Source organism: Nocardioides aurantiacus, assembly GCF_003752505.1.
In the GTDB taxonomy this organism is placed as follows: domain Bacteria; phylum Actinomycetota; class Actinomycetes; order Propionibacteriales; family Nocardioidaceae; genus Marmoricola; species Marmoricola aurantiacus.
Window position 1 is genome coordinate 3,797,805 of sequence record NZ_RKHO01000001.1, and the last position, 24,495, is coordinate 3,822,299.

Sequence of the window (24,495 nt, forward strand, 5' to 3'; positions counted from 1 at the left end):
TCCTGAGGAGTGGTGGAGGTCGGTGCCCTGCGGAGGTCGCTCGGCGACCGTCCCGAGCGTCAGACCAGCTCGACGATGGTGGCGATGCCCATGCCGCCGCCGACGCACAGCGTGGCCAGCCCGCGCTTGAGGTCGCGGCGCTCGAGCTCGTCGATCAGGGTGCCGAGGATCATGGCGCCGGTGGCGCCCAGCGGGTGGCCCATCGCGATCGAGCCGCCGTTGACGTTGGTGACCTCCTCGGAGATCCCCATGTCGCGCATGAAGCGCATCGCGACCGCGGCGAAGGCCTCGTTGATCTCGAACAGGTCGATGTCCTCGACCTTGAGCCCGGCCTTGGCCAGCGCCTTGCGGCTGGCGGGGGCGGGACCGGTGAGCATGATCGTCGGGTCGGCGCCGGAGACGGCGGCGGAGACGATGCGCGCCCGCGGGGTCAGGCCGAGGTCGGAGCCGACCTGCTCGTTGCCGATGGCCACCAGCGCGGCCCCGTCGACGATCCCCGAGGAGTTGCCGGCGTGGTGGACGTGGTCGATGCGCTCGACCCAGTGGTACTTCTCCAGCGCCACCGAGTCGAAGCCGCCCTGCTCGCCGATGCCGGCGAAGGAGGGGCGCAGCCTGGCCAGGCCCTCGACGGTCGACTCGGGCTTGATGAACTCGTCGTGGTCGAGCACGACCATGCCGTTGCGGTCGCGCACCGGGACCACCGAGCGGGCGAAGCGGCCGTCGGCCCAGGCCTTGGCGGCGCGGGCGTTGGACTCGACCGCAAAGGTGTCGACGTCGGAGCGGCTGAAGCCCTCGAGCGTGGCGATGAGGTCGGCGCCGATGCCCTGGGGCACGAAGTCGGTGGCGAACGCGGTGGCCGGGTCCATCGCCCAGGCGCCGCCGTCGCTGCCCATCGGCACGCGGCTCATCGACTCCACGCCGCCGGCGAGGATCAGGTCCTCGAAGCCGCCGCGGACGCGGGAGGCGGCCTGGTTGACGGCCTCGAGGCCGGACGCACAGAACCGGTTGAGCTGCACGCCCGCGACGGTGTCGGGCAGCCCGGCCGCGAGCGCCGCGGTCTTGGCGATGTCGCCGCCCTGGTCCCCGACGGGCGAGACGACGCCGAGCACGACGTCGTCGACGCGGTTCGCGTCGAGGGAGGGGTTGCGCTCCTGGACCGCCTCGAGGAGGCCGACCACGAGGTCGACGGGCTTCACCTCGTGCAGGGTGCCGTTCTTCTTCCCCTTGCCTCGCGGGGTGCGGACGGCGTCGTAGACGAACGCATCAGTTGCCATGGGAGTCCCAACTACTCGAGCGGTGCGTGACGGGCGGCCGACGGCGTCGCGGGCGGAGCCGGGCTCGTCGGTGTCACGATCATTGTGACAGTACTGCTGTCAACGTCAACGGCGTGCCGCGTGTGGGGCAGGTCACGACGGCCGGGGCGCGGCGTACGGTCCCTCGCATGAGCCTGCCCCGCAGCGCCCCGCACGCCCAGGGCGTCGACGCCGCCGGGGTCCTCGACCTGCTGGACGCGGTCGAGGACGTCGGCATCGACCTGCACGGCCTCGTCGTGGTGCGTCGGTCACGTCGTCGCCGAGGGCTGGTGGAGCCCGTACGCCGCCACGCGGCCGCACCTCGCCTACTCGCTGTCCAAGACGCTGACCGCCACCGCGGTCGGCCTCCTGGTCCAGGAGGGCCGTGTCGCGCTCGACGACCCGGTGCTCGACCTGCTGCCGCCGGAGGTGCGCGAGCACGCTTGCCCCGGCTGGGAGTCGGTGCTGGTCCGCCACTGCCTGTCGATGACGGTCGGCCACGACGTCGACGCCTGGCCGGCGCTCGGGCTGCGCGGCGGCACCGCCCCGACCGACGAGTGGCTGCACCGCGTCGTGGCCACCCGGCTCGACCACGCCCCCGGGGCGGAGTTCGCCTACGACCAGGTGGCGACCTACCTGCTCTCGCGCGCGATCACCCACGTGACCGGCGAGGACCTGCTCGACGTGCTGCGCCCCCGGCTGCTGCGGCCCCTGGGCCTGTCCGAGGACGTGCCGTGGCACCGCGACCCCGCCGGGCACGCGCTCGGGTTCAGCGGCGCGCACCTCACCACCGAGGCGATCGCGACGATCGGCCAGCTCCACCTCGACGGCGGCACGTGGCAGGGCGAGCAGCTCCTCGACCCCGCCTGGGTCGCCGAGGCCACCCGGGCGGTCGGGCCGCTCAACCGCGACCCCGGCGCCGGGCCCGACTGGCGGCGGGGCTACGGCTTCTCGTTCTGGCAGATGCGCGGCGGCTACCGCGGCGACGGCGCCTTCGGGCAGCTGATGGTGGTGCTGCCCGAGCACGACGTCGTAGTGGCGACCACCGCGGCGACCACCGAGATGCAGCTCCTGGTCGACCTGGTCCGCGACCACCTGGTGGCGGCGCTGGACGGCGCGCTCGACGACAGGGCCGACGGGGACGGCGGGGTCCAGGCCACCGAGGCACGCCTGCTCGAGCGGCTCGCCGGGCTGCAGGTGCGGCCCGTCGCCGCGACCGCCCCGGCGCCCGGCCCGGTCGCAGCGTCACGCGTCGCGTCGGGTGGGACCGACCTCGACCCGGCGTACGACCGGGTGGAGGTGGCGGCCGACGGGGGCAGCGTGGTGCTGCACCGCGGCGCCGAGGCCTTCGAGGTGGCGCTGGGCGACGGCCGCTGGGCGGAGTCGACCTGGCACCGCGACGGCGGGGCGTGGTCGCTCCCGGTGGCCGCGAGCGGCGGGTGGGTCGACGAGGACCGGTTCATCGCCGAGGTCCTGGTGGTCGAGTCGGCCCACCGGTTCGGAGTCGAGGTCCTCGCCGCCACCGACGGCGCGCCCGAGGCACGCCTGCGGTGGCGCGAGGTCCCGCTCAACGGCCCCGACCCGTGGCACTCCGCGGCGCGGGGGCCGCTCGACCAGGACCCGACGGTCCGCTAGCCCTCCTGCTCGGTGGGGCGCACCAGCAGCTCGTTGACCGCCACCCGGCGGGGCCGGGTCACGATGAACTCCACGGCCTCGGCGATGTCCTCGGACTCCAGGCGCTCCATGTCGCTGAAGCGCTGGTTGATGGTCTCCTGCACCTCGTCGCGGTTGTGCGAAACCAGCTCGGTCGCGACCGCGCCGGGCTCCACGAGCGAGACCCGCACGTGGCGCCGGGTGACCTCCTGGCGCAACGACTCGCTGAACGCCCCGACGGCGTGCTTGGTGGCGTTGTAGACGCCGCTGCCGTTGCGGGCCACGCGGCCGGCGACCGAGGAGACGTTGACCAGGTCGGCCACCTGTCGGGGCCCGTCCTGCGCCGCCTCGAGGAGGTGGGGCAGCGCCGCGTGGGCGACGTAGAGCAGCCCCTTGACGTTGAGGTCGACCATGCGGTCCCACTCCTCGACGGGGGCGTCGACGACCGGCCCGAGCAGCATCACGCCGGCGTTGTTGACCACCGTGTCGAGCCGGCCCAGCGTCTCGACCGTCTGCACGACCGCGGCGACGGCCTGCTCGGCGTCGCTGACGTCGGCGGTGACGGTCAGGGCGCGACCGCCGTCGGCGGTGATCGCCGCGGCGAGCTCCTCCAGGCGGTCCGTGCGCCGGGCCACGAGCGCGACCGCGGCACCGCGGGCGGCGAGCGAGCGGGCCGTCGCGTGGCCGATGCCGCTGGAGGCACCGGTGACGAGGGCAACTGTTCCGTCGAGTGAGTCAGCCATGCCCCCGACGCTACCCAGCGGCCGGAAGGACCGTGGTGGCGTCGGTGACCGCGGCGCGCAGCTGCAACCGGGTCCAGAACAGCGACCCCGTGAGGTCGGCGCCCCGCAGGTCGGCCCCGCGCAGGTCGGCACCGAGCAGGTCGGCGTCGGTGAGGTCCTGGCCGCGCAGGTCGGCCCCCAGCAGCACGGCGCCGCGCAGCGTCGCCCCCACCAGATCGTCCTCGCGCAGGTCGCGTCCGGCCAGGTCGCGGCCGCGCAGGTCGGCCCCGCCGCCGCCGCGCACCGCGGCGCTGACCTCGCCCAGCAGCGGGTCGGCCCGCAGCTGCAGCCGGAGCACCTCCACGTCGCCGGGGGCGTCGGCGGCCTGCTCGACCTGCTGCCGCAGCCCGGCCACCTCCTCGCGCAGGGCGGCGTCGGGGCAGCGGGCGTCGGCCTCGGCGAGGTACCAGAGCAGCTCGTGCAGCCGCTCGACGACCTCGAAGTCGGCGAACATCGCGGGCCGCACCTCCGGGTCGCGCCAGTCGCGTCCGGCGTACGACGCGGCGACCCGCTGGCCGGCGCCGAAGCAGTCGTAGACCGTGCAGCCGCGGAACCCCAGCTCGGGCAGCCGGTCGTGGACCGTGCAGCCGAAGTGGTCGCCCAGGTGGGGGCACGGCACCCCGGCGGGCTTGTCGATGGCGAACTCGCTCGAGGTCGAGAACGCCGGCACCACGCAGCACAGCCCCACGCAGGCCGCGCAGTCGGCGGCCAGGTGGTCGCGACCGGGCGCGGCGGCCGGCCTCACGACTGGACCACGACGCCCCGCTCCAGCAGGCCCTCGACGTCGGCCACGCCCCAGGCGACCAGCGCCTCCCGGGTCAGGTGGCCGGGCTCGGGGGCCGGCGGCAGGCTCAGCGTGCTCGGCGTACGGCTGAAGCGGGGGGCGGGGGCGGGCTGCACCACGCCCTCGTGCTCGACGAAGACCTCACGGGCGGCCATGTGCGGGTGGGTCCGCGCCTCGGTCAGGGTCACCACGGGGGCCACGCACGCGTCGGTGCCCTCGAAGACCTCGGTCCACTCCGCGAGGGTCCGCTGCGCGAAGGCGGCGGCGACCTGCTCCCGGAGCTCGCCCGCACGGGCCAGGTCGTAGCGGTCGGGTGCGTCGGGCAGCGGCAGCAGCCGGACCAGCTCGTCGTAGAACTGCGGCTCGAGCGGGCCCACCGAGACGTGGCGGCCGTCGGAGGTCTCGTAGAGGTCGTAGAACGGCATGCCCCCGTCGAGCAGGTTGGTGGCGCGCTCCTCGCGCAGCGAGCCGCCGGCGAGGAAGGCCGAGGCCATCGTGTTGGCGTGGGCGGTGCCGTCGACGATCGCGGCGTCGACGACCTGGCCGCGGCCGCTGGTGCGGGCCTCGAGCAGCGCGGCGAGCACCCCGATCACGAGGTACGTCGACCCGCCGCCGAAGTCGCCGACCAGGTTGCTCGGGAAGTGCGGCCGGGCGGGGTCCTGGCCCATGCCGTGCAGCGCGCCGGTGATCGAGATGTAGTTGAGGTCGTGTCCGGCGCTGGCGGCGAGCGGCCCCGTCTGGCCCCACCCGGTCATCCGGCCGTAGACCAGGGCGGGGTTGCGCTCGTGGCACTGCTCGGGGCCGATGCCGAGCCGCTCGGTCGTGCCCGGCCGCATCCCCTCGACGAGGACGTCGGCGTGCTCGACCAGGTCGAGGACCACCCCGGCGGCGTCGGGGTGCTTGAGGTCGAGCGCCACGCTCGGCCGGCCGCGGTTGAGCAGATCGGTCGGCCCGCCGGTCAGCATCGACCCGCCCGGCCGCTCCACCCGCACCACGTCGGCACCGAGGTCGGCGAGCGTCATGCAGGCGTGCGGACCGGGACCGATCCCGGCGATCTCGACGACCTTGACCCCGCTCAGCGGACCCGTTCCCCGACCCAGCTCGTACGTCATGGCCGCGATCATGACAGAATTGCTGTCAGGGTCCAGGGCCCCGCGCAGGCGCGCTCGGGACCGGCCCGGAACTGGCCCGGACCTGTCCTGGACGCGCCACAGCCCCGCGGCGCGCGCCGCGGGGCTGTGGTCGGGTCGATCAGGCTCGGGACCGGAGCGGCCTCAGAGCAGCCCGATGTCCTCGAGGTACTTCTTGGCGACCTGCTCGACGGGCTGGCCCTCGACGTCGACCAGGGCGTTCAGCTCGGCCATCTTCTCCTCGTCGAGGTCCTTGAAGATCTCGTCGGCGAGCGTCTTGTAGGTCTCGGCGTGCTCCTGGTAGACGGCGTCCTGCCAGGTCATGGACAAGTTGTAGAGGATCATCACGCCCGGGTCCTCGACCAGCTCGAGGTTGAGGGCCTGGATGCGTCCGTCGGTGGTGAAGACCTCGCCGAAGTCGCACTTGCCGTCGCTGGTCTCGGTGTAGATCAGGCCGGTGTCGAGGATCTGGATCTGCGACTGCGGGATCTTGTAGCCGGTGGCCTTCTCCCACAGCACGAGGCCGTCGGGACGGTCGGGGAACTCGGTCTCCATGCAGACCGTGGTGTCGGGGTTGGCCTTGAGGTAGGCGGCCATCGAGTCGAAGTCGAAGGGGCCCTCCTCCTTGGCGAGGTCACCGTTGGCCGCGAAGCCGTAGGTGTCGTTGAACGGCGACTGGCCGACCCACGCGATGTCGTTGTCCTTGATGTCCTGCTCGGAGGTCACCTTGAACAGCTCGGCGGGGTCCTGGCTGGGCTTCTCGTTGCCGAGGTGCACGGTCCAGCCGGTGCCGGTGTACTCCGGGTAGACGTCGATCTCCTTGTTCAGGAGCGCGTCGCGCGCCACCGAGGTGCCGCCGAGGTTGGTCTGGCTCGTGACGTCGGCGCCCTCGTTCTGCAGCGCCTGGACGTACATCTCGCCGACCAGGATGTTCTCGGTGAAGTCCTTGGAGCCCACGGTCAGCTTGACGCCGTCGAGGGCGCTGCCGCTCCCGCCACCGCTCCCGCCACCGCCACAGCCGGCGAGGGCCGCGGCGAAGGCGACGCTGAGGGACGCCGCTATCAGTCTCTTGTGGTTGCGCATCGGTTCACCCTTCGTGAGGAAGCAACGACCCCTGCCGGTCGGACCCACCGACCGGAGCGAGCCCCGCGCGAACGGGACCGACGGGCGCGACGCGGGCGCGCCGTGCCGTGGGTGTGCTCACAGTAGGGCGGGAGGGTCGCCGACGACGGGCGCAATCGCACGCGGTTGCAACGATTTGGTCTCGGCTGGGCACAGGCTTGCCCGGGTCTGCCCCGTTGCGCCCGGAACCGTCCGGTGACCGAGTGGCTAGAGACCGCGCGGCTTCAGGACGCGCTCGGCCACCGCGCCGAGCCAGTCGAAGCTGAGCGCGACCAGCGCGACCAGCCAGGCGCCGACGATCAGGATCGGGTCCTGGTTGAGCTTCAGGCCGGTCTGGATGGTGATGCCGAGCCCGCCGCCGCCGATGAGGAAGGCCAGCGTGGCCATGCCGATGTTGAGGGTGAGCGCGGTCCGGACCCCGGCGATGACGATCGGTACGGCGAGCGGCAGCTCGATCCGGGTCAACGCCTGCATCTTGGTCATCCCCATGCCGCGCCCCGCCTCGATGACCGAGCGGTCCACGCCGTCGAGGCCGACCATGGTGTTGCGCAGCACCGGCAGCAGGGCGTAGAGCGAGAGCGCCACGATCACGGTGAACCGGCCCTGGCCCATGATGCCGAGGAAGATCACCAGCAGGCCGTACGCCGGCAGCGCCTGCCCGGAGTTGGCCACCGCGAGGATGAACGGGCTGATCCGGCGTACGGCGGGACGGGTGAGCACGATGCCGAGCGGGACCGCGACCAGGATGACGATGACGGTCGACCAGAAGGCGATGTAGACGATCCGGATGGTCTGCGGGAGCAGCTTGTCGCCCCAGTTCAGCGCCGAGATGACGGTGCTGTTGCCGTCGGCCTGCAGGCCCCGGTAGTAGAGGAAGAACAGCAGTGCCAGCAGCGCGATCATCACCGGGGCCAGCCACAGGCCAGCGGTCTTGATCGCGCGGGCCCGCCGGGTGGCGGGGGGCGCGCTCGACGTGGCCGACGCGTCGGGCTCGGGGACGGCCTCGGGCTCGGTCCGGTCGAGCGTCGCGCCCGGGGCGCCGCCGCTCACGACTGACGCTCCATCTGCTCGTAGTGCATCCGCGCCTCGTACTGCGCCCGACGGATCGCCTTGGCGAGGTCGGCCATCCGGACGACCCCGACGAAGGCGCCCGAGCCGTCGACGACGCAGGTCTCGCCGGACGCGCTCTGCACCATCAGCTCGAGGGCGTGGAACAGGGTGTCCTCGGAGTGCAGCAGCTCGCCCACCGGCTCGCCCCGCTCGTCGCCGGTGCCGTCGAGGTCGTCGGCGTGGATCCACCGCACCGGCGCCCGGTTCTCGTCGAGCTGGACCAGCCACTCGCGGCCGGTGTCCTGCAGCGCCGCACGGCCGGCGTCGGGGGTGCTGCTCGGCTCGAGGGTGGGGTAGTCGGTGAGGGCCAGCGAGCTGACCTGGAGGAAGTTCAGGCCCTTTATCGTCGAGCCGGTGCCGATGAAGTCGTCGACGAAGTCGTCGACGGGGTAGGCCAGGATCCGCTCGGGGGTGTCGATCTGGCGGATCGTGCTGCGCTCGCCCAGGATCGCGATCTTGTCGCCCATCTTGATCGCCTCGTCGATGTCGTGGGTGACGAAGACGATGGTCTTGCGCAGCTCGCCCTGGAGCCTCAGGAACTCGTTCTGCAGCCGCTCGCGGGTGATCGGGTCGATGGCGCCGAACGGCTCGTCCATCAGCATGATGTCGGGGTCGGCGCCCAGGGCCCGGGCCACGCCCACGCGCTGGGCCTGGCCGCCGGAGAGCGCCTTGGGGTAGCTGTCGCGGTAGCGCTCGGGGTCCAGGCCGACCATGCCGAGCAGCTCCTCGCTGCGGGCCTTGGCCTTCTGCTTGTCCCAGCCGAGCATCCGCGGGACCGTCTCGATGTTCTGCGCGATGGTCTGGTGCGGGAACAGGCCGATCTGCTGGATGACGTAGCCGATCCGGCGGCGCAGCTTGTCGGGGTTGACCTTGGTGACGTCCTCGCCGTCGAGCAGGATGCGCCCGCCGCTCGGCTCGATCATCCGGTTGATCAGCCGCAGCGTGGTGCTCTTGCCGCACCCGGACGGGCCGACCAGCACGAGGATCTCACCCTCGTGGATGTCGAGGCTGAGCTCCTCGACGGCGGCGACCTTGGTGCCGGGGTAGGTCTTGCCGACCTTGTCGAGGCGGATCTTGGGCTCGCGGGTCGGGGTGTCGGTGCGCTGCTCGGGGCTCTGCTGCTGGGTGCTCATCTGGTGGCCTTTCTCAGGGCGTCTCAGGGCGACGGGGAGGGTCGGGTGCGCCTAGGCGCGGAGCCCGCGCGGGGTGCTGAAGCGCTGGAAGATCGCGAAGGCGATGTCCAGCACCAGGCCCAGCAGGACGGTGAACACGACGCCGGCCCACACGGAGTTCTCCGAGTTGGGCAGGCCGAAGCGAGTCAGCCCGCCCTGGATGTAGCTCCCGAGCCCGTCGCCGCCGACGAGGATGGCGATGGCCGCGATGCCCACGGTCATCAGGCTGGAGATGCGGACGCCGGCCATGATGACCGGCCAGGCGAGCGGGAGGCGGACGCGCAGCAGCTGCTGCGTGCTGCTCATCCCCATGCCCTTGGCCGACTCGACGACCGCGGGACTGACGGAGTCCAGACCGGTGACGGTGTTGCGCAGCACCGGCATCAGTGCGTAGAGGTAGAGCGCGAGCATCGCCGGCGGGTTGCCGATGCCGACGACCGGGATGAACAGCGCGAACAGCGCCAGCGACGGGATCGTCAGGATGATCCCCGACAGCGCCAGGACCACGGCCCGGGCGACGGGCCGCCGCTGGATCAGCACTCCCAGCAGCACCGAGGTGACGGTCGCCAACGCGATCACGATCAGGACGATCCGCGCGTGGTTGATCGTCTCCTCGAGGATGTACTCGAAGTTGTCGTTGACGTAGGTGAACCAGTTGGTGATGTTCTCCACGGACGGCCCCCTGGCTCGATAGGTGGGGACACCATACGCAGCCCGGTGCCCCTCGGCCCGTGATTGCGGTGCACAACCGTTCGCGTGGTGCTCGCGGGTCCGGAGGCGCCCCGGACCGCCGGGTCGACGTACGGCGCGGCGCGGCGTACGACTGAACCGGACATCTCGGGCTGCTCGACGTCCTTGCCGGGGACATGTCGGCCATCACGACAGCCGACACGTGCCCTGTTGCCCGGACGTCCGGGTGACCAGGGCCGCACCGACCCCGTCCTCAGCCCGGCAGCACCCGCCGGAGGAACTCGCGGGTGCGGGGCTCGCGGGGGGAGACCAGGACCTCGGCGGGCGGTCCCTGCTCGAGGATCCGGCCGCGGTCGAGGAAGCAGACCCGGGTGGCGACCTCGCGGGCGAAGGCCATCTCGTGGGTGGCGAGCACCATCGTCATGCCCGCCTCCGCCTCGGCGCGCACGACGGCCAGCACCTCCCCGACGAGCTCCGGGTCGAGCGCCGCCGTGATCTCGTCCAGCAGCAGCACCCGCGGCTCGGTGCACAGCGCGCGCACCAGCGCGACCCGCTGCTGCTGGCCGCCGGACAGCGCGTCGGGGTGGGCGTCGGCCTTCTCGGCGAGCCCGAACCGCTCGAGCAGCCGCTGCGCCCGCTCCCGGGCGGCGTCGGCCGAGACGCCGTGGACGCGGGTCGGGGCGAGGGTGCAGTTCTGCAGCACCGTGAGGTGGGGGAACAGGTTGTAGGCCTGGAACACCATCCCGATCCCCGAGCGTCGCACCTCGCGCGGGTCGGTCCGTGGGTCGGAGACCTCGCGGCCGTCGAGGGAGATGGTGCCGTCGTCGATGTCCTCGAGCAGGTCGAGGCAGCGCAGCAGCGTCGACTTGCCCGACCCCGACGAGCCGATCAGGCAGACGACGTCGTGGGGGTGCACGTCGAGGTCGATGCCGTCGAGCACCACGCGGTCGCCGTAGGTCTTGCGCAGGCCGCGTGCCGAGAGCACGGGCGCGGACGTCGCGCCGACCGGGCTCACCGGCCCCGCTCCCGTCGCATCGTCCGCCGGCCGAGGTGGTCGGTGAGCCGGGCCAGCGGGATCGTCAGGGCCAGGAAGAACACCGCGGCCACCACCAGGGGGGTGAAGTTGAAGTTGTAGTTGCCGTAGTCCTGCGCCCGGAACAGCGCCTCGAACACGCCGAGGACCGCCAGCAGCGCGGTGTCCTTCTGCAGCGAGACGAAGTCGTTGAGCAGCGGCGGCCCCTGCCGGCGCAACGCCTGCGGCAGGATCACGTGCCGCATCGTCTGGGCGCGGGTCAGCGCCAGCGCCTCGGCCGAGGCCAGCTGCGAGGGGTGGACCGAGTCGATGCCGGCGCGCACCACCTCGGCGACGTAGGCGCCGTAGGACAGCACCAGGGCGGTGGTGCCCAGCCAGAACACGTTGGTGGTCACGCCGGCGAGCTGCAGCGCGGGCACGCCGAGGCCGAGCAGGAACACCACCAGCAGCGTGGGTACGCCGCGGAACAGGTCGGTGTAGCCGATCGCGATCACCCGCAGCGGTGTCAGCCACGGCGAGACCGTCCACCGCGTCACGGCGACCAGCACCCCCAGCAGCAGGATCACCGGCTCGGCGACCATGAAGGAGGCGACGTTGAGCAGGAACCCCCGCGCCACGTCGGGGAACGACTCCCACGCGTGGTAGCGCGAGAAGAACAGCGCCTGCACCCGCGGCCACCCCGGCGAGGTGAGCAGCACCCACGCCACCAGCCCGAAGGCGACCACGCTCACCGCGGTGGCGAGCAGGCCCCGACGGGTGCGGTCGCGACGGCGTACGGCGCGCCGCTCGAGCTCGCGCTCGCTCGGCGTCCACGCCTCCCCCGCGGTGGGGGCCTGGGCGGTCCCGCTCACTCCAGGACGGGGACGTCGACGGTGGTGGAGAGCCACTGCTCCTGCAGGTCGGCCAGCGTGCCGTCCTCCTCCAGCTCCGCGAGGGCGTCGTCGGCGCACGGCGTGAGGTCGGAGCCCTTCTCGAGCAGCAGCCCGAACTCCTCGGCGTCACCCTCCGGCTGCTCGAACTGGCCGACGATGGTGGAGCCCTCGATCTCGGCAGCGGTGATGTAGAACGCCGTCGGCAGGTCGGTGACGATGGCGTCGAGCTGGCCGTTGAGCAGCTGCTGCTTGGCGATGTTGGTGTTCTGCAGCACCACCGGCTGGGTCTCCGGGTCGACGACGTCGCGCAGCGCGGTGAGGCTGGTCGTGCCGGTCTGGGCGCCCAGCTTCAGGCTCGTCAGGTCCTCGATCGAGCCCGGCTCGATCTTCGACCTCTCCAGCGCCACGACCGCCTGCGAGGCGGTGTAGTAGCCCGCGGAGAAGTCCACGACGCGCTCGCGCTCGGGGGTGATCGAGATCTGGTTGATGTCGAAGTCGAACTTCTTCGGCCCCGGCGCGTAGGAGTTGTTGAACGGCACGGTCACCCACTCGACCTGGCTCTTGTCGTAGCCCAGCCGGTCGGCGACGGCGTAGGCCACGGCCGACTCGAAGCCCTTGCCGTTGGTCGGGTCGTCCTCGCTGAACCAGGGGTCGTACGCCGGGGAGTCGGTCGCGACCGTGAGCTTGCCCTGCGTGGTCAGGTCGAGGTCGGCGGCGCAGTCCTCGGCGCTGGCGCCCTCGGTCGAGCCGCCGCTGCCGCCGGACCCGTCGTCGGTCGCGGGCGGGGACCCGCAGGCGGTGAGGAGGAGCAGGGGGGCGGCGAGCACGGCCAGCCCGCGGAGACGGGTGTTTCGCATGCCGAGATGCTAGGTCGCCGGTCCGACGCTCCGCGCCGCAGCACCCCGGGTGAGACGCGTCCTCGTGGTCGTGCAACGAGTTGCACAAGGCGCGGCGGTGGGCCATGCTCCGGGCATGTCGTTGGAGCACGCGCTGCTGGTCTCGCTGCGCGAGCGTCCCGGCAGCGGCATCGAGCTCGCCCGGCGCTTCGACCGCTCGATCGGCTTCTTCTGGCAGGCCACGCACCAGCAGATCTACCGCGTCCTGCGCCGCATGGAGGACGACGGGTGGGTCAGCGCCAGCGCCGGCGGGGCGCGCAGCACCGAGAAGCGCTACGACGTCACGCCGCGCGGCCGCGAGGAGCTCGCCCGCTGGGTGGCCTCTCCCACGCAGGCCGTCACGCTCCGGTCGGAGGCCGCGGTGAAGATGCGCGGGGCGTCGTACGCCGAGCGCTCGGCCCTGCTCGCCGAGCTCCGTGGCCTGCGGCTGGAGCACCAGACCCGGCTCGCCCACTACGAGCAGCTCGAGCGCGAGCAGTTCCCCGACCCCGACGGGCTGCGCCGTGACGCCGCGACCGACCCCGGGTCGTCCGCCGGCCACGCGCTCGACGTCTGGCTGGTGCTGCGCGGCGGCATCCGCACCGAGCACTTCTGGGTGGAGTGGCTCGGGGAGTACCTCACCGCCTGGGGTGACGACGACCGCACCACCGACCGACCGCACCAGAGAACGGGAACCCGATGACCGACACTCAGCCCTACCCCCACCTGCTCGCCCCGATCACGCTCGGTGGGCTGACGCTGCGCAACCGCGTGGTGATGGGCTCGATGCACACCGGCCTGGAGGACCACACCTGGGACCTGCCCAAGCTGGCGGCGTACTTCCGCGAGCGCGCGGCGGGCGGCGTGGGCCTCGCCGTCACGGGCGGCTTCGCGGTCTCCAAGCGGGGCTGGCTCAAGCCGCTGGCCGGTGAGATGACCACGCGCCTGGACGCCGCGCGCCACCGGCAGGTGACCGACGCCGTGCACGAGGAGGGCGGCGCGATCGCGCTGCAGCTCCTCCACGCGGGGCGCTACGGCTACACGCCGTTCAGCCAGTCCGCGAGCGCGATCAAGTCGCCGATCACGCCCTTCAGGCCGAGCGCGATGAGCAGCCGCCAGGTCGACCGGACCGCCACCGCCTTCGCCGACTCCGCCGTGCTGGCGCAGAAGGCGGGCTACGACGCGGTCGAGATCATGGGCTCCGAGGGCTACCTGATCAACCAGTTCCTGGCCTCGCGCACCAACCACCGCGAGGACGAGTGGGGCGGTACGCCGTCGCGCCGGATGCGCTTCCCGATCGAGGTCGTGCGCCGCACCCGTGAGGCCGTCGGTCCCGACTTCGCGATCGTCTACCGGCTCTCGCTGCTCGACCTCGTCGAGGACGGCCAGACCTGGGAGGAGACCGTCGAGCTGGCGCTGCTGCTCGAGCAGGCGGGGGTGAGCGTCCTCAACACCGGCATCGGCTGGCACGAGGCGCGGGTGCCCACGATCATCACGCAGGTGCCCCGGGCGGCCTGGGCGTGGACGACCGCGCGGCTGCGCGAGGAGGTCGGCGTGCCGGTCTGCGCGTCCAACCGCATCAACACCCCCGAGATCGCCGAGCAGCTGCTCGCCGACGGCACGTGCGACCTGGTCTCGATGGCCCGGCCGCTGCTCGCCGACCCCGAGTTCGTGGCCAAGGCCGCCGCCGGGCGGGCCGACGAGATCAACACCTGCATCGCCTGCAACCAGGCCTGCCTCGACCACGCCTTCGCCAACAAGAGGGCGAGCTGCCTGGTCAACCCGCGGGCCTGCCGCGAGACCGAGCTGGTCCTGCTGCCGCTCCCCTCGACCGCCCCGACGCGGCCCCGCCCCACCGCCGCCGTCGTCGGCGCCGGGCCCGCCGGCCTCAGCGCCGCGGTGTCCTACGCCGAGCGCGGCTTCGCGGTGACCCTGTTCGAGAAGGGCTCCGAGCTCGGCGGGCAGTTCCGGCTCGCGATGGCGGTCCCCGGCAAGGAGGAGTTCGCCGAGACGCTGCGCTACTACGCCCGGCGTCTGGAGGTCCTCGGCGTCGACGTGCGGTTGCAGACCGAGGCGCGCCTGGACGCGCTGCGCGGCTTCGACGAGGTCGTCGTGGCCACCGGCGTCGAGCCCCGCATCCCCGACATCCCCGGCATCGAGCGGGCCGTGTCCTACGCCGACGTGCTCTCGGGCCGCCACACCGCGGGCCGCCGCGTCGCGGTCATCGGCGCGGGCGGCATCGGCGTGGACACCTCGGTCTTCCTCACCCACGTCGAGGAGGACCTCGAGGACTGGCTGGCGCACTGGGGCGTCGGCGACCCCGACCTCCACCGCGGCGGCCTGACCGAGCGCAAGCCGCGCGAGTCCGCCCGCGAGGTGTTCCTGGTGCAGCGCAAGAGCACCCCGATCGGCATCCACCTCGGCAAGACCTCGGGCTGGGCGCACCGCGCCGTGCTCAAGCAGTCGGGCGTCGAGCAGGTCAGCGGGGCGACGTACGACCGGATCGACGACCGCGGCCTGCACGTCACCGTCGACGGTGAGACCCGCCTGATCGAGGTCGACGACGTCGTCGTCTGCGCCGGCCAGGAGTCGGTGCGGGGCCTCTACGACGACCTCGTCGCCGCCGGCCTCACCGCCCACCTCATCGGCGGCGCCGACCTCGCCGCCGAGCTCGACGCCAAGCGCGCCATCCGCCAGGGGGTGGAGCTCGCCGCGTCGCGGTGAGTGGTCGGGTCCCCGCAGGCCCGCCGAGGGGTCGTCTGCTCGCGACACCGTGCAGGACGCGACACCGGGTCAGGCGTGCGCCTCGCCCGGCTCGTGGGCCCGGTGGCTCTGGGGCTCGACCTGGAAGGTCGCGTGCTCGATGCCGAAGTGCTCGTGGACGCAGGCCGCGAGGTCGTCGAGGACCGCCCCGACGCCGCGCTCGGCCAGGGCCTCGTCGGTCACGGTGACGTGGGCCGAGAGGGCCGGCATGCCGCTGGTGATCAGCCAGGCGTGGAGGTCGTGGACGTCGACGACGCCGCCCGCGTGCAGCAGGTGGTGGCGGACGTCCTCGACCTCGACGCCGGGGGGTGCCGACTCGAGCAGCACCCGGACGCAGTCGCGGAGCAGCGACCAGGCCCGGGGCAGGATCAGGACCGCGATCAACAGCGAGGCCAGCGAGTCGGCGCGCTCGAAGCCGGTGGTCAGCACCACCACCCCGGCGACGATCGCCGCCACCGACCCGACGGCGTCGCCGAGCACCTCCAGGAACGCGCCGCGCATGTTCAGCGACTCGCCCTGCCGGGCGGCCAGCAGCCCCAGCGAGACCAGGTTGGCGGCGAGGCCGACCCCGGCGAAGACGAGCATCAGGCCGGCGTCGACGGGCGCGGGGTCGAGCAGGCGTCGTACGCCGGCCACGGCGAGGTAGCCGCACACCCCCAGCAGCACCACCGCGTTGATCAGCGCGGCCAGGATCTCGGCGCGGTGGTAGCCGAAGGTGCGGCGCGGGCTGGCGGGCAGCGTCGCGACGTACGACGCGGAGAGGGCCAGCACGATCGCCGCGGTGTCGGTGAACATGTGCCCGGCGTCGGCCAGCAGCGCCAGCGAGCCCGACAGCAGCGCCCCGACCAGCTCGACGACCGCGACGCCACCGGTGACCAGGAGCACCAGCCACAGCCGCGAGCGATCGGTGGCACGGCCGGCCGCGTGCCCGTGGTCGTGCCCCGCACCCATGCCCACGAGCGTAGAGGTCGCCCTCCTGCCACGATGGCCGGGTGATCGAGGTCCGGGAGGGTCAGGCGCGGCCGCGCACCGAGGCCGAGGGGCGCACGACGCTGCACTCCTTCTCCTTCGGCGCGCACTACGACCCGCGCAACGTCGGCTTCTCCGGCCTCGTCGCGCACAACGACGAGCGGCTGCCACCGGGCACGGGGTACGCCGACCACCCCCACGCCGACCTCGAGATCGTCAGCTGGGTGCTCACCGGGTCGCTCCACCACGCCTCCGACGTCGGCACCGGCGACCTCGGGCCGGGGTGGGTGCAACGGCTCTCGGCCGGCTCCGGCGTCGTGCACGCCGAGACCGGCGGCGACTCCGGGCCGACCCGCTTCGTGCAGGCGTGGGTGCGACCCGACGAGAGCGGGCTGATGCCGTCCTACGTCCGGCAGCCCGTCGACCTGGGCGGACCGGGCGCGGGCTGGACCTGCGTGGCCGACGGCGACGGCCGGGGCGTGGTGCCGATCGCCGCCCGGGGCACCTCGCTGCACGTGGCCGAGCTGACCGACGGCGCCCGGCTGGAGCTGCCGGACCGGCCGCGGCTGCACGCCCTCGTGGTCGCGGCGCCGGGCGAGGGCGTCATGGTCGGCGAGCGCCGGCTGGTCGACGGCGACGTCGCCCGGCTGGTCGACGAGGCCGGCCGCACCGTCACCGGGGTGGGCCGGGCACAGCTGGTGGTCTGGTCCTTCGAGCGTCCCTGACCCGGCCGCGCGGGTCGGTCAGCCCCGCTCGACCGCGCCGAGCTCGGCCACCACGGCCTGGGAGGCGCGCAGCCCCGAGGACATCGCGCCGGCGATGCCGGGCAGCTCGCGGTGGTCGCCCGCGACGAACAGCCCGTCGCCGAGGTCGACCTCGCGACCGGTGAGCAGCGGGGGTCGCGCCGTCGGCCATGCGGCCGACGCGACGTGCCGGGCGACCAGTCGCCAGGAGTCGGCGTCGGCGTGCAGCAGCTGGCCGAGGTGGCGGCGTACGTCGGTCTCGGACTCGGTGCCGGCGTCCCGGCCCGGCGGCGCCACCGTCACCGCCGCCACCAGCGCCTGGCCCCCCGAGGCGTAGCGGGGTGCCACGTTGGAGCTGATCAGGGCATGGGCGACCGGGCCGCCGGCCGGGCCGAGCGGGTTGACGAAGACCGTCTTGAGCGTGCTCGGCGGGTGCGGCGCGGCGAACCACCAGGTGGCGAGGCCGCGCATCGCCGGGCTGCCGATGCCCAGCAGCCCCGAGGCGGTCGCGGGGTCGGTCGCGACCACGACCGCGCGGCAGGTGAGCGCCCCGTCGTCGGCCAGCACGGTGACGCCGGCGCCGTGGTCGCGCTTGAGGCCGAGCACGTCGACCCCGAGGCGCACCGGGCGGTCGAGGGAGTGCGCGAGCTGGTTGGGCAGCGACTGCATCCCCAGCGCGGGCAGGGCGGGCATGCCCTGACGCAGCTGCTGGAGGACGAGCATGGCGTACTGGTAGGAGGTCCGCAGGTCCTCGTCGCCGAACAGGAGCCGGAAGAGCGGCCGCAGCACCTCCTCGCGCACCCGCCCGCCGATGCCGTGCTGGTCCAGCGACTCGGCGAGGGTGACGTCGCCCCCGGAGCGGATCCGGTCCGGCGTACGACGCATCGGGTCGCTCCAGCGCACCAGCCGGGCCACGTCCTGCGGCTGCCCGAGCCCCGACCGCAGCGCCGAGATCAGCGCGGGCTGCGACCCCTGGAGGATGCGGTAGCCGTCGGGGTGGGCGAGCACGATGCCGCGGTCGATCGGCCGCGGGTTGAGGGCCGCGACGTCGGCCACCTGCCGCACCACGGGGTGCTGGGCGTCGAGCCAGGAGAACCCCCGGTCGACCCGGAAGCCGTCCACCACGTCGGTGCCGACCCGGCCGCCGACCCGGGCCGAGCGCTCGAGCAGGCGCACGTCGAGACCGGACTTCTCCAACGCCCGTGCGCAGGTGAGTCCGGCGATCCCCGCGCCGATCACGGCCACGTCGGTGGCGTCCATCGCAGGGAGTATCACCCTGCCCCCGCCCGCCCGACACACGCGCGGGACGCGGCGCCGCCGATGGTCTGGACCACCGTCGCCGGGTTGTTTCAGACGGCGGGAATCGGCGGCCACCCGCCAGGCGTGGCCCTCACGCCACGGGCGGCGGGGTCGGGCCCGCGGCGGGCTCCGACGGGGGCGGCGCAGCAGCGGCGGTCGCGGCCCCGTGGGCCGGGCAGCCGGCCGCGAACGTGCCCAGCCCCGCGACGTCGTAGCCGGCCGGGTAGGTGCGGAAGTGGCCGAGGTCGCTGGCCCACCGCGGCTCGGAGCGGGCCGGGCGGTGCCGCAGCCAGCGCGCCCGCAGCCGCATCGCGGCGTGGACCAGGCGTCGCTCGGCCCGGGTGGGCAGCGGGTAGCCGAACGCACGCAGCAGCGGCTCGTCCATCAGCGCGAAGGAGAGCCGCTCGACCACACGTGCGGGCAGGAGGCGGTTCGGCCAGAACGTCGTCATCAGCTCCAGCGTCGCGTCGGCGACCCGCCGCCCGCCCTCGTCGGGGCCGAAGTGTGCGGCCTCGTGGTCCTCGAGCAGCCGCTCGAAGCCGGCGTAGTCCTCGGGCAGGTCGCGGATCGCCATCAGCCGGCCCAGCTGCCGGTAGTACTCCGTCATCGCCCGGACCTCGTGGTCGGTGAGGGGGCGGAAGCCGTAGGCGGTGATCCAACGCACCGGCACCACCACGAAGGTGGCCAGCACGTAGCGCATGTCCTCGTTGCTGATGTCGTACATCGCGTGCATCTGGTTGACCCGGCGTACGGCGCTCCGGCCGCGGCTGCTGGTCAGCCCGTGACGCTGCACCTCCTCGAGGAGGAGCCCGGTGTCGTCGTACCGCTTCTGGACGCGGCCGGTGAACTCGCCGGTCCGGTCGAGCAGGCTGCCGATCGAGGGCACGGCATAGGTGCGGAACAGCGCGAAGGACAGTGCCTGGACGGTGTCCCACGGGTAGTCGTGGGCGCTCACGCCGAGGCTGATCTCGCGGTGGTCGGCCACGGGGTCGAGCTCGAGGCTGCGCTGCGCCCAGTGCATCCGGGGCAGCCGGTCGCGTCGGTGGGGTCGTCGCACGCACGCCTCCTGGGGGGTCGGCCGAGGGACTGTGACAGTGACACTGTCACGGTCGGGCCGCCGGTGCCACCCCCGGCGCTACCGCCGGGCTGCTCCCGCGAGGAAGGACCGCAGCAGCGGGCCCGCCGTGCCCGAGCCGGAGTCGCCGCGCTCGACGAAGACCGCCACCGCCAGGTCGCCCTGCGCCGCCACCATCCAGGCGTGGGTCCGGGGCGGCTCCTCCTCGCCGAACTCGGCCGTGCCGGTCTTGGCCAGCACCGGGTCGCCGGGCAGGTCCGCCAGCTGCGACCCGCTGCCCCGCTCGACCACGGCGCGGAGCATCCGCCGCAGCGCCTGGGCCTCCGCCGGCTCCAGCGGGTCGGCCGGGTCGGCCTCGGGGGCCTCGAGCGCCGGCAGCAGCCGGGGCACCACGGTCCGGCCGGCCTGCACCGAGCCGACGACGGCCGCCATCGCCAGCGGGGAGGCCAGCACCGATCCCTGGCCGATCAGGTCGGCGGCGGCGCCGGTCTCGCCCTGCCCGGCCGGGTCGTCGGGTCCCGCTTGGCCGAGGTAGGCCGGGAAGCCGAGGTCGCGGTCGACCCCCAGCCCCACCGCCTCGGCCGCGCGGGAGACGTCCTCGCCGGAGACGTCCTCGCCGGAGACGCGCTCGCGGGCCGAGATGAAGGCGGTGTTGCAGGAGCTCGCGACCGCGTCCTCGAGGGTGATCCGGCCGAGCCCGGACGCCGGGTAGTCGTCGTAGTTCTCGAAGTCGCGCCCGTCGACGTCGACCGTGGCCGGGCAGGCGACCGGGTCGCCCGGCGCGACGCCGGCACGCAGCAGGGCCAGCGCGCTGACGATCTTGTACGTCGACCCGGGGGCGTACTGCCCGACCGTGGCGGTGGCGTAGCCCTCGGACCCCGGACCGTTCGCGGCGACGAGCAGGTCGCCCGTCGAGGGCTGCAGCGCCACCAGCGCGGCCGCCGGCCCGACGTCGGCCAGCGTGTCCTGGGCCAGCTGCTGCAGCCGCGGGTCCAGCGTCGTGGCCAGGTCCTTCCCGGCGACCGGGTCGGCGGCGAACAGCTCCCGGGGCTCGCCCTGCCCACCGGCCGTGCGGACGACCACCCCGCGGCGGCCGAGCAGGCGGGCGTCGTAGCGGCGCTGGAGGCCGGAGGTGCCGACCTCGTCGCCGGCGAGGACCCTGCCCCGCGACTCCTCCACGATCTCGGCGGTGGCCGGGCCGACGCTGCCGAGCAGCGGCGCGGCGTACTCCCGGGTGGGGGCCAGCGGCAGCTCGTCCTCGACCAGGCGTCCGCCCGGGAGCGCCTCGACCCGGGCCCGGACGTCGGGTCCGAGGTCGTCGGTCCGCAGCACGATCGCCTCGACGAAGGCCCGCTCACCGGCCGCGGCGACCTGCTCCGCGAACGCCTCGGCGTCGACGTCGACGACCTCGGCCACCCGGCGGGCGGAGGCGACGGCCTCGGCGCGGCGTACGCCCTGCTTGTCCACGCCCACCCGCACCACCGGGCGCGGCTCGACCAGCACGCTCCCCGCCCGGCCCAGGACGCGGCCGCGCTCGGGGGCGAGCGCGCTCGCGGCCAGCGTCTCCTCGCCCCGCAGCGATGGCTCCACGACCGCCGGCTCCCAGCGCAGCGCCCAGACGTCCTCGCCGCCGCGCGAGACCTCCTCCAGGGTGGCGGTGCTGCGGTAGCGCCAGTCGTCCCCGGCACCCTCGCCCCCCGCCCGCCAACGCCAGGTCAGCGGCACGGTGGCGGTGCCGTCCCCGGTCTCGACCCCGCCGCCCGCGACGGCCGGCTCGCCGAGCACGGCGGCGCCGGCCAGGACCCGGTCGAGCTGCCGCTGCACCTGCGCCCGGTCGCCCACGACGGGCACGCCCTCGAGCTCTCCCTGCGCCAGCCCGCGGGCCAGCCTCGCGGCCGCGGCGTCGGCGTCCGGCCCGGACCACGGCAGGCTGCAGGCGCTGGGCAGCAGCACGAGCGCGGCGAGCCCGGCCGCGACGGCCGCCCGCCGGGTGGGGGTGCGGCCAGGGGCAGGACGGGGTCGCGGACTCACCCGTCGATCGCACCACAGCCGTCCGAACCCGGACGAGCCCGACACGGGGGTCGGGACCTGGTCTGTGCCGCGCCGGCCGACCGCGGCGGGCGAGCCCACCGGCGCGACACAGGACGGGGGGCCGGGGAGCGGTGCTCACCCAGCGGGGCGGGTCGGCCACCCCCGGGAACCCCGGGTGCGACCGACGCGGACGTCCGGTGCGTGGGCCGTGTCCTCGACCTCGGGGGTGCAGGTACCCCCCGACCCCCGGCTCCTCACACCCGTCTCAGACTCCGGTCACCCCGTGGGCGCCGCGTCGCCACGGGGCCGGCCGGCGTACGCCGCTCAGCCGCCCGGACGGTGGGTCCGCACGACCCGGGCGGCGACCTCGACGAGCTTGAGGTTCATCTCCTGGCTCACCCGCGCCAGCATCGCGAAGGCGGCCTCCTGGTCGAGGTCGTGCATCGCCATCAGCAGGCCCACGGCCTTGCCGATCTCGCGGTTGCTCTCCAGGCCCTGGCGCAGCGTCGAGGCCTCTTGGCCGCGGTCCATCGCCACCAGCACCACCGAGGCGAAGGCGGTGAGCAGCGTCGCCTGGTGCAGCGAGTGCTCGGTGAGCTGGTCCGGGGTGTCGCTGAAGACGTTGAGCGCGCCGACCTTGGCGCCGTCGTCGCGCAGCCGGAAGCCGGCCATCCCGCGCACCGGGGTCTCGGCCAGCACCCGCTGCGCGAGCCGCGGCCAGCCGCACCCCTCGGGCAGGTCGGCGCAGAAGTGCTGGTGGGGGGCGTCCTCGTCGAGGGCGTCGAGGCACGGCCCCTCCCCGACCTCGCGCTCGAGGTCGTCGCAGGTCGCGGCGACCCCGTCCGAGGCGGCCACCGTGACCGCACGACCCCGGCGGCGCAGCATCAGCGAGGCGTGGTCGCACCCGTCGACCAGCTCGACCGCGGCCCGGCACAGGGTGTCGGCGACCGCCTCGAAGGACTCCCCGGCGTAGACGAGGTCGGCCAGCGTGCGGACGGTGTCGGACAGCTCCGGCGGCATCAGGGAGGGCATCGATAGTCCAGGTCGGTCCGTGGTCGTGCGGGGGCGGCGCGTCGGTCCCTGGTCGCGAGCCCGAGCGAGGTGCATCATGACACGCCCCGCGGAACGGGACGGTCCGCCGTCACCCCGGCGCGAGCGGGGCGGGCCGGGACTCGGGGTAGGCCTCGACCTCGGTCGCCTTGGCCGTGAGCCACACCTCGCGCCCCTCCACCAGCCCCAGCTCGGCCACGGCCGCGGCGGTCACGTCGACCAGCGCACCGGGCCGGCCCTCGACCTGGAGCCGCACCCGGTCCGCGAGCCGCTCCAGCGACGCGAGCCGGCCCGACCACTGGTTGCGCGGACTGGCGCCCGGGCCGTCCGGGCCGCCGGGGCGGCCGGTGTGGACGCTGATCGCGCTCGGCCGCAGCGCCACCAGCACGCGTCCGGGCGTCGCGTCCGTGGCCAGCGCCAGCGAGCCGCCCCGGTCGAGCTCGACCCGGCCGTCGTGGCCGAGCCGGCCGGACCACAGGTTGAGCCCCATCAGCCGGGCGACGTAGGTCGAGGCGGGCCGGCGTGCGACCTCCGCCGGCGTCCCCTGCTGCACCAGCCGACCGCCCTCGACCACCACCAGCCGGTCGGCGAGCACCATCGCCTCGAGCGGGTCGTGGGTCACCAGCACGACCGGGCCGCCGAAGTCCGCGAGGTGGGTGCGCAGGAAGCCGCGCACCTCCAGCCGCGCCCCCGCGTCGAGCGCGGCCATCGGCTCGTCGAGCAGCAGCACGTCAGGCTCGCGCGCCAGCGCCCGGGCCAGCGCCACCCGCTGCGCCTGGCCGCCCGAGAGCTGCGCCGGTCGCCGTCGGGCCAGGTCGTGGAGCCCGAGCCGGGAGAGCCAGCCGGCGGCGCCGTCGCGGGCCTCGGAGCGTCGTACGCCGGCCGCACGCGCCGCGAAGGCGACGTTGTCGAGCACGTCGAGGTGGGGGAAGAGCCGGTAGTCCTGGAAGACCACCCCGGCCGCCCGCTCCTCGGGCCGCAGCGCCGTCGTGCCGTCCTGCCACACCCGGCCCGCCACCGCCAGCGTCCCGGACGAGAGCAGCTCCAGGCCGGCGACGGCCCGCAGCAGCGTCGACTTGCCGGCGCCGTTGGGCCCCAGCACCCCGACCACCTCGCCGGGACCGGCCTCCATGCGCAGCGCGAGCTCGAAGGAGCCACGGTGGACGGTGCCGTCGAGGACGAGGCCCCTCCCCGCACCCGTGCCCGCGCTCACGCCGCGCCCTGGCCGGTCCAGCGACCGCGCAGCACGACCAGCACGGTGACCGAGACCGTCAGCAGCACCAGCGAGAGCGCGATCGCGGCGTCGGGGTCGGTCTGGATCGCGTTGTAGACCGCCAGCGGCATGGTGCGGGTGGTGCCCTCGAAGTTGCCGGCGAAGGTCGCGGTGGCGCCGAACTCCCCCAGCGCCCGCGCCCAGCACAGCACCGCGCCCGCGACCAGGGCCGGGCGGATGATGGGCAGCGTCACCCGCAGGAACACCGTCATCCGCGAGGCGCCGAGGGTGGCGGCGGCCTCGTCGTACCCCCGGTCGGCCGTGCGCAGCGCGCCCTCGACCGCCACCACCAGGAACGGCATCGCCACGAACGTCTCGGCGACCACCACCGCCGGCGTGCTGAACGGGACCGTGATCCCGAACCACGCGTCGAGGTAGCGCCCGACGATCCCGTTGCGGCCGAAGGCCAGCAGCAGCGCCACGCCGCCCACGACGGGCGGCAGCACGAGCGGGAGCGTCACCAGCGCCCGCAGCAGGCGTACGCCGGGGGCCTGCGACCGCGCGAGCACGTAGGCCAACGGCACCCCCAGCACCACCGAGACCAGCGTGGCGAGGCTGGCGCACACCAGCGACAGGCGCAGCGCCTCCCGGACCTCGGGCGTGAGCAGGATCCGGGGCAGGCCCTCCCACGGCGCGCGGACGAGCAGCCCACCCAGCGGCACCAGCAGCAGCAGCACCGCCAGCGCGGCGGGGACCCCCAGCGGCCAGGGGACGCGCTCGCGCCGGCGCCCCAGGGCCCTCCGCGGCCCGCCCGACGGGGCCGTCCTCACCGGAGAC

21 protein-coding genes and 1 pseudogene are annotated in these 24,495 nt (G+C 74.2%); 4 read left to right on the forward strand and 18 right to left on the reverse strand.

From position 1 onward, the window contains the following. Positions 1–59: 59 nt before the first annotated feature. Positions 60–1,274: an acetyl-CoA C-acetyltransferase gene (locus tag EDD33_RS18410; RefSeq protein ID WP_123392499.1), complete on the reverse strand. Its 1,215-nt coding sequence runs from the start codon at positions 1,272–1,274 to the stop codon at positions 60–62. Positions 1,275–1,571: 297 nt separating this feature from the next. Between EDD33_RS18410 and EDD33_RS20395 the strand changes: the two are divergent. Continuing rightward, positions 1,572–2,927 (forward strand): annotated as a pseudogene (locus EDD33_RS20395) (serine hydrolase domain-containing protein); the annotation flags it as partial. Here the strand turns inward: EDD33_RS20395 and EDD33_RS18425 are convergent. The 10 genes from EDD33_RS18425 to EDD33_RS18470 form a co-directional block, all read right to left on the reverse strand. Further along, positions 2,924–3,688, reverse strand: coding sequence for an SDR family NAD(P)-dependent oxidoreductase (locus EDD33_RS18425; protein ID WP_123392502.1), 765 nt, complete (start codon positions 3,686–3,688; stop codon positions 2,924–2,926). The pseudogene EDD33_RS20395 and the gene EDD33_RS18425 sit on opposite strands and share 4 nt — an antisense overlap. A gap of 10 nt (positions 3,689–3,698) precedes the next feature. Then, positions 3,699–4,472 carry a pentapeptide repeat-containing protein gene (locus EDD33_RS18430; RefSeq protein WP_123392503.1) on the reverse strand — a complete coding sequence of 258 codons (774 nt, stop codon included), beginning with the start codon at positions 4,470–4,472 and terminating at the stop codon, positions 3,699–3,701. Continuing rightward, positions 4,469–5,623, reverse strand: a complete 1,155-nt coding sequence (locus EDD33_RS18435) for a CaiB/BaiF CoA transferase family protein (RefSeq protein ID WP_123393675.1) — start codon at positions 5,621–5,623, stop codon at positions 4,469–4,471. Before EDD33_RS18435 ends, EDD33_RS18430 begins: the two co-directional genes overlap by 4 nt. Positions 5,624–5,785: 162 nt before the next feature. Next, complete coding sequence (locus tag EDD33_RS18440) at positions 5,786–6,724, reverse strand: glycine betaine ABC transporter substrate-binding protein (RefSeq protein ID WP_123392504.1); 939 nt, start codon at positions 6,722–6,724, stop codon at positions 5,786–5,788. A gap of 246 nt (positions 6,725–6,970) precedes the next feature. Further along, a complete protein-coding gene (locus EDD33_RS18445) occupies positions 6,971–7,813 on the reverse strand; it encodes an ABC transporter permease (protein ID WP_211332598.1) in 843 nt (280 codons plus the stop codon). Further along, positions 7,810–9,006, reverse strand: a complete 1,197-nt coding sequence (locus tag EDD33_RS18450; protein ID WP_123392506.1) for a betaine/proline/choline family ABC transporter ATP-binding protein — start codon at positions 9,004–9,006, stop codon at positions 7,810–7,812. The genes EDD33_RS18445 and EDD33_RS18450 overlap by 4 nt, the downstream gene beginning before the upstream one ends. A 51-nt stretch (positions 9,007–9,057) precedes the next feature. Further along, positions 9,058–9,717, reverse strand: coding sequence for an ABC transporter permease (locus tag EDD33_RS18455; RefSeq protein ID WP_123392508.1), 660 nt, complete (start codon positions 9,715–9,717; stop codon positions 9,058–9,060). Positions 9,718–9,988: 271 nt separating this feature from the next. Continuing rightward, the gene (locus tag EDD33_RS18460) at positions 9,989–10,750 is read right to left on the reverse strand and encodes an amino acid ABC transporter ATP-binding protein (RefSeq protein WP_123392510.1); all 762 of its coding nucleotides are present in this window, start codon (positions 10,748–10,750) and stop codon (positions 9,989–9,991) included. Beyond that, the gene (locus EDD33_RS18465) at positions 10,747–11,619 is read right to left on the reverse strand and encodes an amino acid ABC transporter permease (protein WP_123392512.1); all 873 of its coding nucleotides are present in this window, start codon (positions 11,617–11,619) and stop codon (positions 10,747–10,749) included. The genes EDD33_RS18460 and EDD33_RS18465 overlap by 4 nt, the downstream gene beginning before the upstream one ends. Beyond that, positions 11,616–12,497 (reverse strand): ABC transporter substrate-binding protein, encoded by an 882-nt coding sequence (locus EDD33_RS18470; RefSeq protein ID WP_123392514.1) that lies wholly within the window; start codon positions 12,495–12,497, stop codon positions 11,616–11,618. Before EDD33_RS18470 ends, EDD33_RS18465 begins: the two co-directional genes overlap by 4 nt. A gap of 115 nt (positions 12,498–12,612) precedes the next feature. On the opposite strand from EDD33_RS18470, the gene EDD33_RS18475 reads away from it, so the two are divergent. Together EDD33_RS18475 and EDD33_RS18480 are read left to right on the forward strand one after the other, a co-directional pair. Further along, positions 12,613–13,218, forward strand: coding sequence for a PadR family transcriptional regulator (locus EDD33_RS18475; protein WP_123392516.1), 606 nt, complete (start codon positions 12,613–12,615; stop codon positions 13,216–13,218). Next, on the forward strand, positions 13,215–15,239 hold the full coding sequence (locus tag EDD33_RS18480; RefSeq protein ID WP_123392518.1) for an NADPH-dependent 2,4-dienoyl-CoA reductase: 2,025 nt from the start codon (positions 13,215–13,217) through the stop codon (positions 15,237–15,239). The genes EDD33_RS18475 and EDD33_RS18480 overlap by 4 nt, the downstream gene beginning before the upstream one ends. 69 nt (positions 15,240–15,308) lie before the next feature. Here EDD33_RS18480 and EDD33_RS18485 read toward each other — a convergent pair whose 3' ends face one another. Next, positions 15,309–16,229 carry a cation diffusion facilitator family transporter gene (locus EDD33_RS18485; RefSeq protein ID WP_123392520.1) on the reverse strand — a complete coding sequence of 307 codons (921 nt, stop codon included), beginning with the start codon at positions 16,227–16,229 and terminating at the stop codon, positions 15,309–15,311. 41 nt (positions 16,230–16,270) lie between these two features. Here EDD33_RS18485 and EDD33_RS18490 point away from each other — a divergent pair, with 41 nt between their 5' ends. Next, entirely contained in the window at positions 16,271–16,972 is a 702-nt protein-coding gene (locus tag EDD33_RS18490) for a pirin family protein (protein ID WP_123392521.1), read from the forward strand. Between the two features lie 18 nt (positions 16,973–16,990). Here EDD33_RS18490 and EDD33_RS18495 read toward each other — a convergent pair whose 3' ends face one another. From EDD33_RS18495 to EDD33_RS18520, 6 genes are all read right to left on the reverse strand, one after another. After that, complete coding sequence (locus EDD33_RS18495) at positions 16,991–18,250, reverse strand: NAD(P)/FAD-dependent oxidoreductase (RefSeq protein ID WP_123392523.1); 1,260 nt, start codon at positions 18,248–18,250, stop codon at positions 16,991–16,993. Between the two features lie 130 nt (positions 18,251–18,380). Then, a complete protein-coding gene (locus EDD33_RS18500; protein ID WP_246003600.1) occupies positions 18,381–19,346 on the reverse strand; it encodes an oxygenase MpaB family protein in 966 nt (321 codons plus the stop codon). Between the two features lie 78 nt (positions 19,347–19,424). Beyond that, positions 19,425–21,395: a penicillin-binding transpeptidase domain-containing protein gene (locus tag EDD33_RS18505; RefSeq protein ID WP_123393681.1), complete on the reverse strand. Its 1,971-nt coding sequence runs from the start codon at positions 21,393–21,395 to the stop codon at positions 19,425–19,427. A gap of 324 nt (positions 21,396–21,719) precedes the next feature. Beyond that, complete coding sequence (locus tag EDD33_RS18510) at positions 21,720–22,427, reverse strand: GAF and ANTAR domain-containing protein (RefSeq protein WP_123392525.1); 708 nt, start codon at positions 22,425–22,427, stop codon at positions 21,720–21,722. Between the two features lie 109 nt (positions 22,428–22,536). Beyond that, the gene (locus EDD33_RS18515) at positions 22,537–23,658 is read right to left on the reverse strand and encodes an ABC transporter ATP-binding protein (protein ID WP_246003601.1); all 1,122 of its coding nucleotides are present in this window, start codon (positions 23,656–23,658) and stop codon (positions 22,537–22,539) included. Further along, the gene (locus EDD33_RS18520) at positions 23,655–24,488 is read right to left on the reverse strand and encodes an ABC transporter permease (protein WP_246003602.1); all 834 of its coding nucleotides are present in this window, start codon (positions 24,486–24,488) and stop codon (positions 23,655–23,657) included. Before EDD33_RS18520 ends, EDD33_RS18515 begins: the two co-directional genes overlap by 4 nt. Positions 24,489–24,495: the final 7 nt, after the last annotated feature.

Coding starts and splice junctions, on each gene's coding strand:
- EDD33_RS18410 (WP_123392499.1), bottom strand. CDS start 1,274: ATGGCAACTGATGCGTTCGTCTACGACGCCGTCCGCACCCCGCGAGGC.
- EDD33_RS18425 (WP_123392502.1), bottom strand. CDS start 3,688: ATGGCTGACTCACTCGACGGAACAGTTGCCCTCGTCACCGGTGCCTCC.
- EDD33_RS18435 (WP_123393675.1), bottom strand. CDS start 5,623: ATGACGTACGAGCTGGGTCGGGGAACGGGTCCGCTGAGCGGGGTCAAG.
- EDD33_RS18440 (WP_123392504.1), bottom strand. CDS start 6,724: ATGCGCAACCACAAGAGACTGATAGCGGCGTCCCTCAGCGTCGCCTTC.
- EDD33_RS18450 (WP_123392506.1), bottom strand. CDS start 9,006: ATGAGCACCCAGCAGCAGAGCCCCGAGCAGCGCACCGACACCCCGACC.
- EDD33_RS18470 (WP_123392514.1), bottom strand. CDS start 12,497: ATGCGAAACACCCGTCTCCGCGGGCTGGCCGTGCTCGCCGCCCCCCTG.
- EDD33_RS18475 (WP_123392516.1), top strand. CDS start 12,613: ATGTCGTTGGAGCACGCGCTGCTGGTCTCGCTGCGCGAGCGTCCCGGC.
- EDD33_RS18480 (WP_123392518.1), top strand. CDS start 13,215: ATGACCGACACTCAGCCCTACCCCCACCTGCTCGCCCCGATCACGCTC.
- EDD33_RS18485 (WP_123392520.1), bottom strand. CDS start 16,229: ATGGGTGCGGGGCACGACCACGGGCACGCGGCCGGCCGTGCCACCGAT.
- EDD33_RS18495 (WP_123392523.1), bottom strand. CDS start 18,250: ATGGACGCCACCGACGTGGCCGTGATCGGCGCGGGGATCGCCGGACTC.
- EDD33_RS18510 (WP_123392525.1), bottom strand. CDS start 22,427: ATGCCCTCCCTGATGCCGCCGGAGCTGTCCGACACCGTCCGCACGCTG.